This window comes from Microbacterium sp. ZW T5_45 (assembly GCF_044987415.1).
GTDB lineage: Bacteria > Actinomycetota > Actinomycetes > Actinomycetales > Microbacteriaceae > Microbacterium.
The window spans coordinates 15,692-34,249 of record NZ_JBJDRJ010000042.1; the positions used below are offsets into that span (position 1 = coordinate 15,692).

Genomic DNA, 18,558 nt, shown 5'->3' on the forward strand with positions numbered 1-18,558 from the left:
CTCGGGCGCTCCTTCCGCGGGCGTTAGTGAGTCGAGGCTCTCCACAGGCGGAGCCGTTGGCGTGGCCAACCGGGGCGAGTCCGTACGGTATCGGCGTCCGCGATGCCGTGGTGCGGGGCGTCGGGCCACGCTCCACCGATGGCGTGATCCGTGTGTGGTATCCGGCTCATGTGCCGTCGAGCCTCGCAGCGCGACGCTATTTCGATGGCCCCGATGAGTTGCAGATCATGACGCGCGGGCTGGGGTGGCTGCTCTCGGCGCGCGGTGTACGCGCCCTGGGCGGGTGGCGCACGCGGGGGCACACGAATGCGCCCCCCGCGGCTGGGAGGCTTCCGGTGGTCTTCTTCTCTCACGGATTCACCGGCTTCGTCGGGCAGAACACTCACCTCTGCGAGCGATTGGCGGCGGCCGGCTATCTCGTGATCTCGATCGCCTATCCGGAGGCGGCCGCATCCATCTGCGCCCCGGATGGCTCCTCGAACGTGATGTCCGCCGCTCAGCGTCGTCGCCTGGTCGGTGACCAGTTCGCGAGAGCGATGGTGCGCCTTCTGCGGGCGCGGTCGATCGACGCCGAGAACCGGGCCATCTCGGAGGTGACAGCGGTGGACACGCTTGCGAGAGAGAACGACCGCTGGTCCGTCCACCTCACAGCGATGTTGGACGCGCTCGTTCCCATCGATCAGCGTCGCGCTCGAGTCGACACTGCGACGGCCGCGATCCTCGATGCGGGCGACTGGTCGCGGGTCGCGCTGATGGGTATGTCCTTCGGCGGGTCCACGAGCGCCAACGTCGCACACCTGGACGAACGTGCCCGGGCTGCGATCAACCTGGACGGGATGCAGCAGGGGGACATTCTCCTGGGGCAGGACATCCGTGTGCCGCTGCTCGTCATGTCGTCTGCCGGGTCCATGCTGCCGTCCGGCCGCGTTGTGAACGACCTCCACTACGAGTCTCGGCGAACGGCGACCGGGCGCGTCCAACGCGTCCTCGTGGCAGATGCCGGGCACTACGCGTTCAGTGATCTGGTCGCCTTCGGCGCACGGCGCACGCGTGGCCTACTCGATCTCGGCACCGTGGACCCTGAGCGGATGCTCACTCTTGTCGCCGATACGGTGACGGCGTTCCTCGGCGACGCCTTGGAACCCGGTGGCGACTCAGGAACTGACGAGACGGAGGTGTCGCCATGAGGGTGGACGAATACGTACAGCACGACGCGACGAGCCTGGCGGGCTTGGTGGAACGGGGAGAGGTGAGCAGCGACGCTCTTGTCGAGTGCGCCGCGACGGCCGCCGCCGCGCTGAACCCTCAGTTGAACGCGATCGTGTCCCCCCTGGACGTGGGAGCGACGCCGACTGCGGGGGGTCCGTTGCACGGCGTGCCGATTCTCACCAAGTCCGGCCACGGAAGGAGAGGGGGTCCAGCCGGAGCCGGCTCACGATTGCTTTCGGCGTTGCACATGGGTGAGGACGACATCTTCTGCGGACGGTTGCGAGCGGCTGGCGTCGTATTCGTGGGCGCGACGACAGCTCCCGAGTTCGGGCTCTACGCGGTCACGGAGTCCCGGCTGCACGGGCCGACACGAAATCCCTGGGACCTGACACGGACACCGGGGGGATCCAGCGGCGGATCTGCCGCCGCCGTCGCTGCAGGCATCGTTCCGGTGGCGACGGGAGGCGACGGGGGTGGGTCTATCCGGACCCCCGCACACTGCACGGGAGTGTTCGGCTTCAAGCCGAGTCGCGGACGAACCCCGTTCGAGGGGAACCTTCTCTTCAACATCTCCGTCAATCACGTCCTCACCCGTTCGGTGCGAGATTCCGCTGCGTTCCTCGACGTGACTCAGGGTGCATATCCAGGGGCCCGCTACCATGTTCCGCCGCCCGCCCGACCGTTTGCGGCGGCAGCCGCCAGCGAACCGGGACCGATGCGAGTCGGCTTCGCGACGGCTCTTCCGGGCTTCGCGCGCGCCGATCCCGAGTGCTCCGCCGCAGTGCTGGGGGCCGCGTCAGTGCTTGAGAGCATGGGCTATGACGTGACGGAGTCCTCACCATCGGTCAACTGGGCAGAGTTCTTTGACGCGTTCATGTGCGCGTGGACGCACTCTTTGCCCTGGGCGATCGAAGGTGCACAGCGGCGAGCCGGTGTCCGAGCGGATGCAGACACCTTGGAACCGATGACCCTGCGGTATCGGCAACAGGGCGAATTGGTGACAACTCGCGAGCTCCTGGAAGCGGATCAGGTCTTCCGGCGGGTCACGCGCGCCGTCGACGATTTCTTCGCCTCGTTCGATATCTGGCTCACGCCGACGGCGGTGAGCGAGGCTCCTGCGGTGGGGACGTTCGACCCGGCCGGCGCCGAGGAGTCCGCGCGTGAGTATTCTCTGCGCGTGCTGCGCGACTACTCGGCGTTCACGCCGCTGCTGAACGTCACAGGACATCCGGCGGCATCGGTACCCATCGCCCGCAGCTCTCGCGGGCTCCCCGTTGGCGTGCAGATCGTCGGTCCCGCATGCGACGACGCGCGGGTTCTGGCGGTGTCGGGACAGCTCGAGAACGCCAAACCGTGGCGTGACCGTATCCCTCCCGTCTGGGCGGGAATTCGACCCGAGGCGGCAGGGCGATGACCGACGCGCGCATCGCGGGGTCGGCTCCTCAGGGACGACTTCTTCTGGCTGGATCGGCGTTGGTGCTGGCCTTCAGCGCGGTGGGCTTCCTCGTTCAGACCTTCGGGATCTTCGCGGCCGCGCTCGAGGACGAGTTCGACTGGTCGCGCACCGCCACCTACAGCATCCTGACCATCGCCACGCTGCTCACACCCGTGCTCATCCCGCTGACAGGGTGGGCGTCCGACAGGTTTCCCGTGCGCGTGCTCGTCCTGTGCGCGCTCGGCGCCGAGGTCGTCTGCCTGGTGTTGCTCGGTGTTCTGCCGACCTCCCGGATCGGGTTTGCCGTGCTATTCCTCGCCACGTACGCTACGAGCTTCGGCGCGAGCGTGGTCCCCTTGGCGCGAAGCATCAACCTCGCATTCAGCCACCGCAGAGGGGCCGCGCTGGGACTGCTATTCGCGGGCGCCTGCCTGGGCGCGATCGTGAACCCGCTCGTCGCAGCCATGTTGGTGTCGACGGTCGGATGGCAGGGTGCGTTCATCGCGCTCGGTCTCCAGGTGGCGGTGCTCGCCGGCATCCCCGCGACGCTGTTCATCCGCACCCACCCGTCCCCGCACGCGGCACGACAGTCGCAGACAGAGCAGCCGGCGAGCTGGCGAGCGCTCTTCGGCACGCGGGCCATGTACGTCGTTCTGGGATGGGCTCTGTTCGCCGCGACCGGCTATGGCGGGATGCAGGGCCACCTCGTGCCCCTGCTTGAAGAACGGACGCACGGACCGGAGACTGCCGTGCTGGGCCAGAGCCTGCTCGGAGTCGGGCTCCTGGCAGGCAATCTCGCCGCCGGGATCCTGCTGGACCGCATCGCCGTCCGGGCTCTCGCGAGCCTTATGCTGATCCTCCCGGTCGGCGCCCTCGGCCTCTTGCTGGCGGCGCCTCCAGGGCCGGGCGATCTCGCGATCACCACCACGATCGGAATCGCGACGGGCACCGAAACGGCCATGCTCGCCTATGTCGTCTCCCGATATGTCCCACCGGAGGTCAACGGGCGGGGCCTCGCCGTCGGCATGGTCGCTGTCGCCTTGGGCGGTGGGATCGGCACGATGCTTGGTGCGATCTCGCACGATGCGACCGGTAACTATCACCTATTCGTAGCGGCGAGTGCCGCCTCGCTGATCGTCGCCGCCATCTGGCCCTGGGCGCTTCCACCACGTCCACGAATGGATGAGCCGCGCACTTCATCGTCAATTGCTGAAGCGATGCCTCTGCCAGAGATATAGTCGGAGTATGGTCAATCAGACGCCCACGGGAAATACCATCCTCGGTTACCTCGCACTGCATCCACGGAGCGGGTATGAGATCCGGCGGGCTGCTGCCCGAACACCGTTCTGGGGGCTCAGCGATGGTCAGCTCTACCCGCAGTTGAGGAGGCTCGCGCTCGACGGTCTCATCGCACCGGTAGGCGTCGAAGGCGATGCGCGAGGCAAGCAGGTGTGGCGGATCCTCGATGCCGGTCAGCGTGTGCTGCGACTGTGGTTGCGCGCGCCGTCCCAGCCGGTCGCGACCCGGGACGAGAACATGGTCAAGTTGATGTTCGCCGCGCGTGTGGACAAGGTGGCGGCGGCGGCGCTGATCGCCGAGCGCAGAAGACACTTCACGTCCTTTCGTGAGCACCTGGCCTCGCTCTCTCCGGGCGAGACCTGGTCGGAGGAGGAGCGGCGTTCTGCGGCAGGCATCCCTGACCTGCTGAAGGACTACGGAGTCGAGTACTGCGACCTCAATCTCGCCTGGTGCGACCGACTCGAAGATGCTCTCGGCGTGGAGGAGAAACGATGAATCTCGTCATCGCGGCAGCCGTTCTGATCTGGCTGCTGTATCGGCAGCTCACGGAACGCCCGGTGAAAGAGCGGTCGCTCTTGGGCTGGATCGTTCTCGCCTATGGGGTGTTCCAGGTCTCCAGGTTCGCTCCGTCGTCCCCGGTGACGTCGTGGGACATCGTGGTGCTCTTCGGCAGCGCGCTGCTGGGCTGCGCGCTGGCGACCCTGCGGGCATTCACCGTTCGCTTGCGCCGTCAGGACGACCAGCTCATGCAGCAGGGCACCGTGATCACTGCCGTGCTGTGGATCGTCGGGCTCGGGCAGCACCTGCTCAGTGAGCTTCTGATGCCGACTCCGGCGCTTGCCCAGGCGACGCTGCTGGCGTACTTCGGGCTGGTGATCCTCGTGCAGCGTGGAGTGCTGCTCGCCCGTGCACGAACGGCCGGGCACTTGCCCGCGCGGAGTGCGTGATGGACCAGACACAGAACCACGTCGGGTTCGTCGGCCTGGGGATCATGGGGGAGCCCATGGCGCTTCGCCTGGCCCGAGCCGGGATGCCGCTGGTCGTGTGGAACAGATCACCCCGGGCCGTCGACGCACTGTCGCGTGCCGGCGCGGAGGTCGCGGGGAGCGTGGCCGACGTCTTCCATCGCTCGCGGGTCGTCATCCTCATGCTCGCCAACACCGATGCCATCGACGCCGTCCTCGGGCCTGCAGGGCACCGCCGACGTGAACTCTTCGCAGGCAGGACCATCGTCAACATGGGGACCGTGCCGCCCGCCTACTCGCAGCAACTCAACGATGAAATCCGGGCTGCAGGCGGGATTTTCGTCGAGGCGCCCGTGTCGGGCTCCCGCCGGCCCGCCGAAGACGGTGCTCTCGTCGGGATGCTCGCCGGCCCTGGGCGGGCAGTAGGCGAAGTGTCGCCGGTCATCGAGCATCTGTGCGCATCGATCACCTACTGCGGTGAGGTACCGGCGGCGCTCACGATGAAGCTGTCAGTCAACGTCTTCCTGATCGCGGTGGTCACCGGTCTCGCGGAATCCTTCCATTTCGCCCAGCAGCATGGGCTCTCCCTCGATGCTTTACGTCAGGTCCTCGACGTCGGTCAGATGTCCTCTCCGATCTCTCGGCTGAAGAGCGAGAAGATCGTCGCGGACGACTGGGCCCCGCAGGCGGCGATCCGGGACGTGCTGATGAACAGCGCTCTGATCACCGACGCCGCACGAGGCCGCGGAATCGCAAGTCCGCTCCTGGACGTGTGTCGGGACCTTTACGACGAAGCCGTGCTGCGCGGCGACGGCTCACTCGACATGGCCGCGGTGATCCGCGCGATCACCGACCGAACGGCGTCCACGTCTGCACACCAAGACCCCGGCAAGACAGTCTCCATCCGCGGTTCGAGAGAGAAGTCTGACTACTCTGCCTTCGCTGACATCTGGCGGCGAGCGGTCGACGCGACACACGACTTCCTCACGATCGGCGACAGAAACGCGATCGAGGCTCGACTTCGCACCGAGTACTTCCCATCCGTGACGCTTTCCGCGGCAGAGGTCGGCGGTCGGACGGTGGGATTCTGTGGGACGCTCGACGGATCGCTGGAGATGCTCTTCGTCGACCCCGCCTACCACGGCAACGGAGTGGGCGGGGCGCTTCTCCAGCACGCCATCACGAACCAACACGTCACTAGGGTCGACGTCAACGAGCAGAACATCTCAGCGTTGCGGTTCTACGAACACCACGGCTTCGAAATCGTCAGACGCAGCCCCACCGACGAGGACGGTCGCCCCTACCCGATGCTTCACTTGCGGCGCAATGTCACCCGTTGATCCACCGGCCTCGACTTGTCGGATCCCGATCAACATTGCGCGGAACCGGGCTGAATCCACGCTAGTTTGCATCGATCGCGGGCTCAGCGACCGAGATACTTTGCAGATTCCTTCACCGGCCACGCGAAATCGCAATACGTGTATATACTCGTAAATATGAAGACGGACTGCTACTGCACGAGCCTTCGCGTGGCGGCGCGTCGCGCGTCGGCGATCTACGACCGCGCGCTGGAACCGGTAGGTATCAATGTGGCGCAGTGGGGGTTGCTGCGCCGACTGCCGTTCCCGGGCTCGGAGCCGATCACGATCCAGGACCTGGCCGAGCGTGCGGAGTTGGAGCGTTCGACGGTGGCGCGCAACCTCCGGGTGCTGGTGAAGCTCGGTCTCGTCGAGATGACCGCCTCGCCGGCTGATCGGCGAGCGACTGCGCTTGTGCTCACGGAGAAGGCGGTCGCGGTCACGGCCGAAGCGTTACCGCTGTGGGAGAGCGCGCAGGCCGAGATCGAGCAGATGCTCACCGCGGATTCCGCCGCGCAGCTGCGCCAACTGGCGCTCTCCATCTGAACGACATTCCCTACCGCGCTGAACTCTGAAGGAGCGTCATGCCTCTCGTCAAAATCAACCTGCTCGAAGGTCGCAGCACGTCGGAGAAATACGCGATCGCGGCTGCCGTGCAGGCCGCTCTCGTCACGAACCTCGGCGTTCCCGACGCGGACCGCTACCAGATCTTCAACGAGTTTCCGGCGGACAACTTCCGTCACACCGATAGCTATCTCGGTCTGAACTACACAGAGCAGTTGCTGATCATCGAGATCACCTTCCTGGTCGGCCGTACGGATGAGATCAAGAAGGCCTTGCTGGCCGACATCAACCGAAACCTGGTCGCGGCGGGTGTCGTCAGTTCCGACGACGTGTTCGTCACGATCACCGAGATCGGGCTGGCGAACATCTCGTTCGGCGGTGGTCTCGCCCAGCGCGCGCCGGCTGACGCCTGACAAACGGGCCGGAGGAGCAGCAACATGAGACTTGCCGTGATCGCAGCCCGAACCAGCATCGTGCGCGATGGGGTGGCGTTCGACGTCGCGACCAACAGCGACGGCCGCTTCGGCCCGAGCCCGGGCGCGGTCTACGAGGAGTGGTCCGCGTTCCGGTCGTGGGCCGATTCCGCGCCGCTTGCTGGCGGGGTCCCGTTCGTCGCCGCGGAGGCGGATGCGCCGTCTCCCGCCCCACGTCAGCTGTTCGCGATCGGTTTGAACTACCGTGCGCACCAGATCGAGTCCGGGTTCGAGGAACCATCGGAGCCGATGGTGTTCACCAAGTTCGCGTCCTCCATCACGGGTCCTGTCGCGGATCTAAGGTTGTTCACCGATCAGGTCGACTGGGAGGTTGAAGCGGCCGTCGTCATCGGCGTCACCGCCTATCAGGTTGCTGCGGAGGATGCGTGGGCGCATGTTGCCGGCGTCACGGCTGCGCAGGACTTCTCGGCGAGGGACGTGCAGATGCGGCCCGCGGGGACCCCGCAGTTCAGCCTCGGCAAATCGTTCCCCGGCTTCACTCCGATGGGCCCGGCCCTGGTCACTCCCGACGAGTTCGACGACTGTGACGACATCGCGGTGCGGTGTGTGATCAACGGCGTCACCGTGCAGGAGAGCAGCACCGCTGACCTGATCTTCCCTGTCCCGGAGCTGGTCGCATACCTGTCCGCGGTCCTGCCATTGCTGCCCGGCGACGTCATTCTCACCGGCACCCCGGCCGGCGTCGGACTCGGCCGCAACCCGCCGAGCTACCTCGTGCCCGGAGACGACGTCGTGACGATCGTCGGCGACCAGACCCTGCAGCACACCGCCATCGCGAACCCCACCTAGGAGCCATCATGAGCATCACCCGCACCCTCTCCGGCCCCGGTCTGCCCTCCGAGTTCCCGTTTAGCCTGGCCGCCACCGCGAACGACACCTGTTTCATCAGCGGGATGCCGGCGCTCGGCGAGGACGGGAAGTATCAGCCCGGCACCTTCGAGGAGGAAGTGACCCTCGCGTGGCACAACATCACCCAGATCGCCTCCGCCGCCGGGTTCACCCAGGACGAGATCGTGTACGTGCAGTGCGTGGTCGCTGATATCGACGACTACGCCACCCTCAACGAGTGGTGGCGACGCCAGTTCCCCGACGTCCAGGTGGCACCGGCACGGTTCACGTTCCAGGCCGGGGCGCTGCCGTTCGGCTGCAAGATCGAAGTGCAGGCCGTCGCCGCTCATGGCCGCTGACACGCCCCGTCGCATCCACCTCACCCGAGACGACATCGACGCGGCTGCCCACCGGCTCGAGGGCAGTATCCGCCGCACTCCCGTCATCTGGGTGGGAGAGAATCAGCTCAGCCCGTCGCATCCCGGTTTCTGGCTGAAGCTCGAATCGCTCCAGATCACCGGGGCGTTCAAAGCACGCGGCGCGCTGAACAGCCTCCTGGCGACACCCATCCCTAACGCGGGCGTGTGCGCTGCCAGCGGGGGAAACCACGGCCAGGCGGTCGCGTGGGCTGCCCGATTGCTCGGCGTGCCCGCCGCAGTGTTCGTACCGACGACCTGCCCGGAGGTGAAACTGCGGCGACTCGCCGGGTACGGCGCTCAGGTCACGGTCATCGGCGACGTGTACGACGAGAGCCTGGTCAGCGCGCAGGCGTACGCGAACGAGACCGGTGCCCGGCTCATCCACCCTTTCGACCAGCCCCTGACCGTCGCCGGCGCCGGCACCGTCACCACAGAGTTCCTCAAGCAAGTGCCCGAACTGGACAACGTACTGATGTCGGTCGGTGGCGGCGGACTGTTCGCGGGCGCCCTCACGGCACTGGAGGACAGCCCGACGACTGCTGTCGGCGTCGAGCCGACCACTGCCCGCTGCCTCGGCGCCGCGCTCGACGCCGGCGCACCCGTCGATGTGACCGTATCGGGCGCGGCCGTCGACAGCCTCGGACCTGTTCGCGTCGGGCAGATCGCCTTCGATACCGTCACCGCCCACCGCGCCAGTCGTGTTGAAATCACCGACGACGCGATCCGCGCCGCGCAACGCGCAGCCTGGAACGAGTTCCGGATCGGTCTGGAAGGCGGCGGAGCGGCCGCCCTCGCCGCGATCCTCAACGGCGCCTACCAACCCGCCCCCGGCGAGATCGTGGGCATCATCGCGAGCGGCGGCAACGTCGACCTCACCACCCTGAGTCGGCTATGACACGCACCGAATCGACCCCCGACCACACGGAGCAGCCACGACGGCCGCGGATTCACCCAGCCTGGTGGGTGGCCGCGGTCGCGTTCATCGCCCTCTTGGCCGCGGCCGGCTTCCGTGCCGCACCTGGCGCGCTGATGGTGCCGCTGAACGAGGAGTTCGGCTGGTCCACGAGCGTCATGTCGCTCGCGGTCAGCGTGAATCTGCTCCTCTACGGACTGACCGCACCGTTCGCCGCGGCCCTCATGGACCGGTTCGGGGTGCGACAGGTCGTCGCGACCGCCCTCACCCTCGTCGCGCTCGGCGCCGGCGGCAGCGTCCTGATGACCGCGTCCTGGCAGCTGCTCATCTTCTGGGGACTACTCATCGGACTGGGCACCGGATCGATGGCGCTGGTATTCGCCGCCACCATCTCCAACCGCTGGTTCGTGCACCGCCGCGGGCTCGTGATGGGCATCCTAACCGCCGGATCCGCCACCGGGCAGCTCATCTTCCTGCCCCCGGTCGCCCTGCTGGCCGAGACCACCGGCTGGCGTTCAGCATCGCTCGTCGTCGCGGCTGCGGCGCTGCTGGCGGTACCGCTGGTGTGGTTCGTGATGCGCGACTACCCCGCGGACCGCGATGTCCTTCCCTACGGCGCCGACCCCGACACCTTCGTAGCGCAAACCCCGGCAACCGGCGGCGCCGCCCGGCGCGCATTTGAGGGGCTCGCGTTCGCGGCGAAGACCCGCGCGTTCTGGGCGCTGGCGATCGCGTTCGCCATCTGCGGAGCGACCACCAACGGCCTCATCGGCATCCACTTCATCCCCTCCGCACACGACCACGGCATGGCGACCACGACCGCCGCGGGCCTGCTCGCCGTCGTCGGTGTCTTCGACATCGTCGGAACCGTCGCCTCGGGTTGGCTCACCGACAAGTTCGACCCCCGCAAACTCCTCATCATCTACTACGTGTTCCGTGGCGTCGGCCTGTTGCTCCTGCCTTGGCTGCTCGCCGAGACGATCCACCCCAGCATCGTGCTGTTCGTCGTCATTTACGGCCTGGACTGGGTCGCCACCGTCCCGCCGACGGCAGCGCTCTGCCGCGAGATCTTCGGCGACCGCGGCACCATCGTCTTCGGATGGGTCTTCGCCGCCCACCAGATCGGCGCCGCCGTCGCCGCGCTCGGCGCAGGCATCATCCGAGACACGTTCGGCGAATACACCTACGCCTGGTGGGGAGGCGCCGCCCTCTGCGCCATCGCGGCCATCCTCTCGCTCGCCGTCAAGCGATCAAGGGTCGGGAGTGCCCGCTGAGGGCCACAGTTCGACCGATTCCTCCGAGCCGCTCTGAACGCGAACACGCTACTTTGAGGATTTGCAAAGTAGCGTGCAAAGTAGCGTGGATTACGCAAGATTCAACGGGATCCGACACGACTCACGGGTTGTGGCTCCTGCGACTTCCGCTCGGAGTCCGCTAGCGCGAGCCGGAGCAGTCCTAGCCTTCACGACATAAGGCTGCGCAACTCCGTGGCTGCCGCGTGCCAGGGCAGCCTATGCCGCATGGCAGTGCGTCTACCGTCCGCGTCGGTGGCGGGACCCACGTCTTCCCGACTCGACACCGTTGTCGCGGTGAGAAGGCCAATACGTGTAGTCGCTTTACCCCATGAAGAAACTTCGTGCGGCTCGGAGCGCTTGACATTGTCACGATGACAAGGTGTGAACTACGTTGAGGAGGTATCGAGATGATCGAGACGACAACAACGGACACACCAGGGAACCGCCTGAGGGCTGCGCTGTGGGGCAGCAGCGCATCTGCGCGGTTGCAGGCTGCTTTGGCAGCCGGTACTCGACCGGATGGGTCCTACATCGAGGTTCTTGTGGAGCGTTGTGGGGTGGAGCCGGACTTCTTCGTCCGGGACATGTTGACGTGGGCGCTGACGAGGCATGATCCTGCGTCGACGGTGAAGGCCGTGCTGCCTGAGCTTCGCTCCAGCTCTCCGCAAGCGCGCAGTCAGGCGTTGCACACTCTCTCGAAGATCGGTGACCCGAAGACCGCGGACGCGATCACCGTGGACCTTCTGCACGACGACGACACCGAGGTGGCTCGTGCCGCATGGCGCACTGCCGCCGGACTCGTCCCTCATGGCGGGGAGGCCCGGCTGGCTCAGGAACTGGTCGGTGAGCTCGGGCGGGGGGACCGGGAGACGCAACGGAGCCTGAGTCGAGCGCTCGCCGTGCTCGGAGCGGACGTCGAATCGGTGATCGAAGACGCGGCGCGTAGCGAGAACGAGGCGGTGAGCGCACACGCCGTGGCAACGTTGGCGATCATGGCTGACCCTGATGAAGGGTTCGATGCGGCGATTGCAGAAGCAAAGCGGGTTGTGGCTCTTGGTGGAGCGCCGGCAGTGCGGGAGCAGTAGTTGCTGATCGGCGAGGTGGCGCGGCGTTCGGGTATCAGCGCCCGGATGCTGCGCCACTACGACCGCATCGGCTTGGTGTCGCCGTCGGAGCGCACACCGGGCGGATACCGTGAGTACTCCGAGGACGATCTGCGTCGACTGTTCCACGTCGAAGGGTTGCGGTCGCTGGGGATGACTCTCACTCAGATCGCGGACGTGATTGATGACCGCGGGTTCGATCCTGCCGTCATGGTCGAGAGCGTGATCAAACGTACCCGGGAGCAGATCGACAAAGCTCGAGAGCTCGTGCAGAGACTCGAAGAGGTGCAGGCAACTGTGCCGAAGACGTGGAATGACGTCCTCCGAACCGTAGGACTCATCCGAGCACTGGAGTCCGCGAGTCCTTCGAGTCGGCAGCAAATAGCGTTGGCGGTCGCTGAAGCGGACCAGAGAGACGTTCCCGTGCTCGTCGAGGCGATGCTGCGCGAGAACACCGAAGACGCCGCAGGAGCGCTGCAATGGGCCATCGCCCGAGGCGGCGGAGACGACGCTGTCCCCGCGCTCGCTGACGCGATCCACTCCGACGAAAGCGATCGGAGGCGTCGCGCGTTCGACGCGCTCGTGAAGATCAACACCTCTGCCGCGCAGCGGGTGATCATGGAATCCGCGAAGCACGAGGATCCACGCATCCGAACCCGCGCGATCATCACCCGCGCTCAGCACGGCAAGAGTGGGTCGATCCCTGCGCTGGTCGGGCTCATCAGCGCCGGTCAGGACGATGTCGAAGCCGCCGACGCGCTCACAGAACTCGCGATCCGTGACGGACAAATCGATCAGGTCATCACCGCATTGGTAGCGGACCTGAAAGCCTCAAAACCTGCCGCCCGCCGACGCCTCGCCGCGGCGCTGACCGATCTCCCTATTGACGCGACGAAGGACACGCTGCTCACGTTGCTCGATGACGACGACCGCGCCACTGCGCTCACTGCCAGGTTCATCCTCGATACAAGCACCAAAGAGGACTCCGCGTAACCGTTAATCCTTCACCTGCTTTGCGCGAGGTCCCTGAAGGACGGTGAGATCCGAAGCCTCAGTCGGTCGCTGCCGTGGCTGGTGGTCCCGTGCTCGGGGTCTGGATCGACAGGGTGCCTTCCGCGGCGCCCCTCACGCTGTCTCTGATGGTGTTCGCCGTTGGTTTGGTCGCGATCGGTGTCAGCCTTCACAACGACGTTGGCGCCGTGGCCACGCTCGTCGCCTTAGTCGTGGGCTTGTTCGCGCCCGCGGTTGCAGGCGGATGGTCAGCATCCCTGACTTCTGGAGATCCAGCCCGGGGCGGCGGCTGGCACTGTTCGACGCGAACTCGTACAGCATCGCTGGGCTCGTCGGACCGCTCTTGGCCGCTCTGGCCTACGCCGTGGCCGGGCGCTCTGCGCCGCTAGTCGTCAAAGTCGCCTTGCTGCTGGCTGGCAGTGCGTGCTCCCCTTGGACCCGTACGGTCTCCACTGTGCGCGCCAGCGGCCTTCGCGCCGAGGCTCCTGTGACTCACCCGTGGATAGATCTGCGCCGGGGCTTCGCGTCGACTATCCGCCGCCCATGCTTGCGGTGGGCCACCGCGTCGTCGGTCATCGCCTTCTTTGGCTTCGGGGTCTTCTTCGCGATCGTTCCGACGATCGGTGCAACCCAGTTCGGCACGCCCGCCGGCGCGGGCGTCATACTTGGCGTCATGGCAGGGTGCGCCTTGGTCTCGAACGCGATACTGAGTCGCCGGGGTGAACTCAAGCGCCCCAGCACGGTGCTAGCTCTCGGGACAGTTACGGTCGGCGTGGGACTTATCCTGATGCTCATCCCGTCACTGGCCGCAGCCTTGGTTGCCGCCGCGATCATCGGGACTGGCGACGGACCCCTGCTCGCCGCGCTCCTGCACATTCGCCAACTAGAAGCCCCCGCCCGACTGCGGACCCAGGTCTTCACCACGGGCGCCAGCCTGAAGATCACAGCTTCGGGACTCGGCGCGCTGGCCACGATCCCGCTCATGAGCGGCGGTCTGTCGCTGCCGCTGCTTGTGGCTGCGGGCGTACACTTGATCGCAGCCGCGCTCGCCGGACTGGCAACCGACCCGCCATCTGGACATGGGGCCACCGCAGCGAAGTGACGAGGCCCTGCGATTTCCCGCGCGGGTTCTGGGCTGACTCCGCGGCTGCACCAAACTTGGGCCGGGAGACGCCCGCCGGCGCGCCTCGCAACGTGATCCGCGCCAAAGCAACCCTCTCCACCCGCCTTAAGCGAGTGTCTTGGAACTCCACGGTCTCGTACATTCCGCCCGCGCAACACGTCGACGGTGTGGCAACGCGACCTCAGACGACGCCGCATCCGCAGCGGATCGGGGTCTGGTCGCCCGGTCTCTCCGATGGCGCGCGGCAGGACCGCTTCTGCGGCATGGCCATCATGCCTTTGGTTGAGCGTCGGTGCGGTGTCTGTTGCGCCGGTGGGCGGCAACGCGGGTACGGCTGGCACAGCGCTCCTCGCAGAAGCGCCGCGGTGGACCGGGGCCGAAGCGCAGGAGAGCGTGGCCGCAGTCGGACGCACTGCAGGTACCGAGAATACCGGGACCTTGCTCGGCGATCAGCAGTGATAGTGCCATCGCGCCGGATGCGGCGAGCCATTCGCCCCATGAGGAATCGGGTCGGTCGATGTGGACGTGCAATGGCTGGTTGGGGAGCAGTACCAGCCTTGGCGGGGCGGTGTACTGGGTCAGCATAGCGTTGAGCCGTTCGGCGAGCAGGATTTCGTTGTCGGCTACGAAGACGGCGGCAAACTCGGAGCGGGCGGCACGGGCGTCAGCGAGATCACGCGCATCAATGGACACGGGCTCGGGCTCGTTGTGGGATAACAGGAAGTCGCGGAGTTGCTCGGGTCGCTCAAGCTGATCGCCGTGTCGGGCGTTCGCAGCGGTATTGACGAGCGCGACGGCGAGCAATGCCCAACGCGTGGACCCGAAACGGATTGGAGCCTCCATGAGCTGTTACGGTATCACACATGAAACCCGTTACAAGCGGTTCAGGCGCGAATCGCGCCGGTGTCCGGCTGCTCGCTACGGCGTCGATCTCGCGCCTAGCCCATGATGCGACCGGCATCGCGGTCATTCTGGGGGTACTGGACCGGACTGGCGATGCGGGACTTGCCGGGCTGGTGGCCGCTGCTTTCACGTTCCCGGCGATCGTGACCGGCACGATCGTCGGTGCGCAGATCGATCGCGCTCGCAGTCGACGACGCCTTTTCCTCGCCGCGCACGCGCTGCTCACCGGTTCTCTTGTGGGGGTGCTGCTCTTGGCTGGCCACGTGCCAGGGCCACTGCTGATCCTGCTCGGTCTCGCAGCGGGCGTGACGGCGCCCGTGCTGACGGGCGGGTTCAGTGCCGTACTCCCCGGCGTCATCGCGCCGACCGCGTGGGCGCGTGCGAACGCCGCAGACGCCGCAAGTTACAACCTCGCCGGCATCGCGGGGCCGGTGTTGGTCGCCGCGGTGGCCGGGCTGGCGGGTGCCGGTGCGGCATTGGCGGCGATCGCGGCCCTCTCCGCGATCGGATTGACCCTCATGATCCGCGTGCCGCTGGGGACTGCGACGAAGCATGGACGCGAGTCGTTGGCTGCGAGCATCGCTGACGGCTTGCGATTGCTTTGGAGCAACAAGCTGCTGCGCACGACGACCGCCGCGACCACGATCAACCAACTCGGCCAAGGACTGCTTCCGGTCGCCTTACTGCTGTTCGCCCGCCAACTCGGGCACGACCCCGCGAACGGAGCATGGCTACTCAGCGTGTTTGGCGCCGGTGCGCTGGGTGGTGCGCTACTCAGCGAGCGATTGCTGCGTCGCTGGCAACCGCTGACCGTCATGACCTTCGCGGTGCTCACGGAGATCATCTGCTTTGCCGCGCTCAGCGCCAGCCCGACCCTTTTGATCGCTCTGCTGATCGTCGCGCTCGCAGGCTTGGGTGACGGTCCCCTACTCGCCGCGACGTTCGGCGTTCGGCAAAGCAGCGTGCCCTCCCACCGCTACGCACAAGTGGTCGCCAGCGCCGCAAGCCTCAAGACCGGTGCCTATGCGCTCGGCACCGCCATCGCAGGCCTGCTCGCCGCGGTCTGCGATGCTCGACAGCTCGTGCTTCTCGCCGCGGGGGTGAATGCATCCGCACTAGTTGTGCTCTGCGTCTCACCTCGACACCAATCCGCCCAGCCCTCCGACTAGTGGTCTGCGTCGTTGATTCGCTGCACTTGCGAGCTGCTTGTAGTGCTACCACTTGCTCTCTAGAGCCGATCGGTCTGACACGGCTCCTGCAGGTCCCTTCGCCCGCGTCTCGGGGATACGCCACGCGTCTTGCAGGTCGCGGTAGAGCGGGTCGCGAAGGCGGGCGTGGGAACGGAGATATGGTGCGGCTATGACGAAGCGGCGACCCGGGCGGCAGCCTCCACCGCCCGAGAACAATGAGTGGCTTAGGCGTCTGGACCGCATCTCGGAAGCGGTCGATGCCTGGCGTAAGCGCGCAGAAAATCCGATGTCGCCCGAGCCTGGAAGCTCGCTCGCAGCTGACTCAGTCGACGGATTGAGTGTCGAGAACCCCGTCTGGTACTCGATGTGCATCTCCTCCGAGCACTTGGATTTCGCGATCGATGCCATGCGGGCAACAAGCACGATGTACCCGACGGCCTACATGACCGTTGCGCGGACCGCGTTCGTCGCGGCGGTGAACGCGGTGTGGGTCCTCGCACCGCCAACGCGGCAAGAACGTCGCGAGCGGGCGCTCAGGCTCCGCGCCGACGACCTTCGTGTTCAGGTCACATCCTTCCGCGATATGCAGATCCCGGAAGGCACACCTGAGGAGGCTCGTACGGGCCTCCTGGAGCAACTGCGCGAGCGGCAAGCCAGCTTGCAGAAGGTCGCAGCTGCGCTCGGCCTGCGAGAGGACGTCACGAAGATTCGGTTCCATCAGACCGGGGCGATCGACTGGGTCGCACAGCACATGCACGGCGTCGATGACGACCTCCTCATCGGTGCGACGCAGGCAATCTGGCGATCAGGCAGCGCGGCTGCCCACGCGCAATATCATTTCGGCGTCATGCGACTCGATCGAAATGAGGTCGTACGCGAGGAGTCGGGCGGTTCGATCGTGCGGCTACGTGGAGACCTCGACAACGATGTCGGCCCTGCTATCGCAGCGGCGACCATGACCCTGAGCGAAGCATTCCGGCTGTATGACCTCCGGCGCGTAACGCATACCCGTAGCTGAGCGGCTCGGCCACCGAAGGCGTGGAGGGTGATCGTGTTGACCAGCGACTTGGAGCCGGACGCAACCGCGGGCGCAACACCTCGCGGATTGCCGCCGCAACTGGAGGCTCATTTGGCGCTACCCTCAGCCTGTGTCTGCAACCCAAACAGGTCGCTGAGGAGCTACGCGCGCAACCACCTCGATGTCAACGGGGTCTTCGCAGCCAAGATGGCGCTCGCCGTGCACCGACCGCCGAAGATCGTATCCCGCGGCTGCGCCTCCCAAGTGCCTCGAAGGAGTCGTCGCTGAGCGTGAGCTTCTTCGGAACAACGCCCTTGATTGCTTCGAGCTTGCTTCCGACGGCCTCGATGTCCTTGCCAATACGCACGAGTGGATCGACAGGCAACTCGATGCGCTTTTCGACGTCGAGGTCGAGTACAAACGTTTCGTGGAACGGTTCTGGAGATGCCGTTCCGGTGTACTCGGCTTCGACTTCCCAGCGGCGCGGGATTCCCGACGCGTCGTCAAACAACTCAGGTACTTGACCCAGGAACCAGATGTATGTGTTGCCCGGATTGAGCGTACGAAAGCTCACGTTGCCGCTGAAGGTCTCGTTGACCTCAGCGAAATGTGCGTTCATCATTCCAGGTTTGAAGAATTTCTCCAGGGAGGTGAACGGCGGGCTCACGCGCAACCGCACCTCGTGGGCCGGACTCACCCCGATGTTTCGTACGGCGATATGAAGCGTGCCCTCTGCCGGTGCACCGCGGCTCTTTCGAACGAAACGAGTGGGTTCCAGGGCGACCTGGACCCTCGGTCGGACGGCTTCGACGTTGACCTGGCGCGCCAGTTCGTTCGATGCGATCAGCGCCTTGTTCGACTGATCCACCTGACGAATCTGATACCAAGCGAACCCCAACGCAACCAGAGCGGACGCTCCGAATATGGCAGACCATTCTTCGGCGGTCGGCATGTTGGGGAACCGCCACCACGAGCCCCATATCGCGACGCTGGCAGAGAACAGCCCGAACGCAACCACTACGACAGCAGCAACCGACAAGACGATGCGTGCGGCCGGGTTCTTCACCTTCCCAACTTTATCGGCGGCGACCTGCGGCCAGTGTGATGCTTACGTCGGTTGTACCGCGAACACCTACGTGTATGACCGTTTCGATGCGCGTGATGAGCGCCGGCGACGGCTACAAGTACCTGCTCCGCACCGTCGCCGCAGGCGACGGTGACCGCTCGCTCTCGACCCCGCTGACGAGGTACTACGCCGAGGCGGGCAGCCCGCCGGGTTGAAGCGCCCCAGGTTTCTTGCCGCTCCTATGCGGGTTGCGGCTCTCGGGTGAGGGCTGCGTAGTGGGCTTGCTCGAACTCGGCGGGTGGGACGTAGCCGAGGCTCGAGTGAAGCCTACGAGTGTTGTACCAGTCGACCCAGCCGGCCGTCGC

The 18,558-nt window shown here is 66.1% G+C and carries 20 protein-coding genes; 17 read left to right on the plus strand and 3 right to left on the minus strand.

Translation table 11 applies throughout. The features are described 5' to 3' along the window. The first annotated feature begins 56 nt into the window (after nt 1-56). The 15 genes from ACI3KS_RS16780 (at nt 57) to ACI3KS_RS16850 (ending at nt 13,995) form a co-directional block, all read left to right on the plus strand. Complete coding sequence (locus tag ACI3KS_RS16780) at nt 57-1,187, plus strand: dienelactone hydrolase family protein (protein ID WP_404919687.1); 1,131 nt, start codon at nt 57-59, stop codon at nt 1,185-1,187. Continuing rightward, entirely contained in the window at nt 1,184-2,623 is a 1,440-nt protein-coding gene (locus ACI3KS_RS16785) for an amidase (protein WP_404919688.1), read from the plus strand. The genes ACI3KS_RS16780 and ACI3KS_RS16785 overlap by 4 nt, the downstream gene beginning before the upstream one ends. After that, a complete protein-coding gene (locus ACI3KS_RS16790; RefSeq protein ID WP_404919689.1) occupies nt 2,620-3,882 on the plus strand; it encodes an MFS transporter in 1,263 nt (420 codons plus the stop codon). Before ACI3KS_RS16785 ends, ACI3KS_RS16790 begins: the two co-directional genes overlap by 4 nt. Before the next feature lie 7 nt (nt 3,883-3,889). Then, a complete protein-coding gene (locus ACI3KS_RS16795) occupies nt 3,890-4,438 on the plus strand; it encodes a PadR family transcriptional regulator (protein ID WP_404919690.1) in 549 nt (182 codons plus the stop codon). Beyond that, complete coding sequence (locus tag ACI3KS_RS16800) at nt 4,435-4,890, plus strand: hypothetical protein (protein WP_219084476.1); 456 nt, start codon at nt 4,435-4,437, stop codon at nt 4,888-4,890. Before ACI3KS_RS16795 ends, ACI3KS_RS16800 begins: the two co-directional genes overlap by 4 nt. Next, nucleotides 4,890-6,248, plus strand: coding sequence for a GNAT family N-acetyltransferase (locus ACI3KS_RS16805; RefSeq protein ID WP_404919691.1), 1,359 nt, complete (start codon nt 4,890-4,892; stop codon nt 6,246-6,248). Before ACI3KS_RS16800 ends, ACI3KS_RS16805 begins: the two co-directional genes overlap by 1 nt. Before the next feature lie 156 nt (nt 6,249-6,404). After that, on the plus strand, nt 6,405-6,812 hold the full coding sequence (locus tag ACI3KS_RS16810) for a MarR family winged helix-turn-helix transcriptional regulator (RefSeq protein WP_219084475.1): 408 nt from the start codon (nt 6,405-6,407) through the stop codon (nt 6,810-6,812). Between the two features lie 38 nt (nt 6,813-6,850). Then, the gene (locus ACI3KS_RS16815; RefSeq protein ID WP_404919692.1) at nt 6,851-7,243 is read left to right on the plus strand and encodes a tautomerase family protein; all 393 of its coding nucleotides are present in this window, start codon (nt 6,851-6,853) and stop codon (nt 7,241-7,243) included. A gap of 24 nt (nt 7,244-7,267) precedes the next feature. Further along, a complete protein-coding gene (locus ACI3KS_RS16820; RefSeq protein ID WP_219084473.1) occupies nt 7,268-8,113 on the plus strand; it encodes a fumarylacetoacetate hydrolase family protein in 846 nt (281 codons plus the stop codon). An 8-nt stretch (nt 8,114-8,121) separates the two neighbouring features. Then, nucleotides 8,122-8,511, plus strand: a complete 390-nt coding sequence (locus ACI3KS_RS16825) for a RidA family protein (RefSeq protein ID WP_219084472.1) — start codon at nt 8,122-8,124, stop codon at nt 8,509-8,511. Further along, nucleotides 8,501-9,466, plus strand: a complete 966-nt coding sequence (locus ACI3KS_RS16830; RefSeq protein WP_219084471.1) for a serine/threonine dehydratase — start codon at nt 8,501-8,503, stop codon at nt 9,464-9,466. Before ACI3KS_RS16825 ends, ACI3KS_RS16830 begins: the two co-directional genes overlap by 11 nt. Beyond that, nucleotides 9,463-10,758 carry an MFS transporter gene (locus tag ACI3KS_RS16835; protein ID WP_219084470.1) on the plus strand — a complete coding sequence of 432 codons (1,296 nt, stop codon included), beginning with the start codon at nt 9,463-9,465 and terminating at the stop codon, nt 10,756-10,758. The genes ACI3KS_RS16830 and ACI3KS_RS16835 overlap by 4 nt, the downstream gene beginning before the upstream one ends. A 428-nt stretch (nt 10,759-11,186) precedes the next feature. Next, entirely contained in the window at nt 11,187-11,864 is a 678-nt protein-coding gene (locus ACI3KS_RS16840; RefSeq protein ID WP_219084469.1) for a HEAT repeat domain-containing protein, read from the plus strand. After that, nucleotides 11,865-12,875, plus strand: a complete 1,011-nt coding sequence (locus ACI3KS_RS16845) for a MerR family transcriptional regulator (RefSeq protein ID WP_219084468.1) — start codon at nt 11,865-11,867, stop codon at nt 12,873-12,875. Nucleotides 12,876-13,137: 262 nt separating this feature from the next. Beyond that, nucleotides 13,138-13,995 (plus strand): MFS transporter, encoded by an 858-nt coding sequence (locus ACI3KS_RS16850; protein ID WP_404919693.1) that lies wholly within the window; start codon nt 13,138-13,140, stop codon nt 13,993-13,995. 291 nt (nt 13,996-14,286) lie between these two features. Here the strand turns inward: ACI3KS_RS16850 and ACI3KS_RS16855 are convergent, their stop codons facing one another. After that, nucleotides 14,287-14,859, minus strand: a complete 573-nt coding sequence (locus ACI3KS_RS16855; RefSeq protein ID WP_219084466.1) for an ABATE domain-containing protein — start codon at nt 14,857-14,859, stop codon at nt 14,287-14,289. A 20-nt stretch (nt 14,860-14,879) separates the two neighbouring features. Between ACI3KS_RS16855 and ACI3KS_RS16860 the strand changes: the two genes are divergently transcribed. Continuing rightward, nucleotides 14,880-16,088, plus strand: a complete 1,209-nt coding sequence (locus ACI3KS_RS16860; RefSeq protein WP_219084465.1) for an MFS transporter — start codon at nt 14,880-14,882, stop codon at nt 16,086-16,088. A 190-nt stretch (nt 16,089-16,278) separates the two neighbouring features. Then, nucleotides 16,279-17,127: a hypothetical protein gene (locus ACI3KS_RS16865; RefSeq protein WP_219084464.1), complete on the plus strand. Its 849-nt coding sequence runs from the start codon at nt 16,279-16,281 to the stop codon at nt 17,125-17,127. A gap of 184 nt (nt 17,128-17,311) precedes the next feature. Here the strand turns inward: ACI3KS_RS16865 and ACI3KS_RS16870 are convergent, their stop codons facing one another. Beyond that, nucleotides 17,312-18,193, minus strand: coding sequence for a hypothetical protein (locus ACI3KS_RS16870; RefSeq protein ID WP_219084463.1), 882 nt, complete (start codon nt 18,191-18,193; stop codon nt 17,312-17,314). A gap of 239 nt (nt 18,194-18,432) precedes the next feature. Further along, nucleotides 18,433-18,558: integrase core domain-containing protein (locus ACI3KS_RS16875; protein ID WP_404919694.1), on the minus strand; the 126-nt coding region annotated here is incomplete at its 5' end.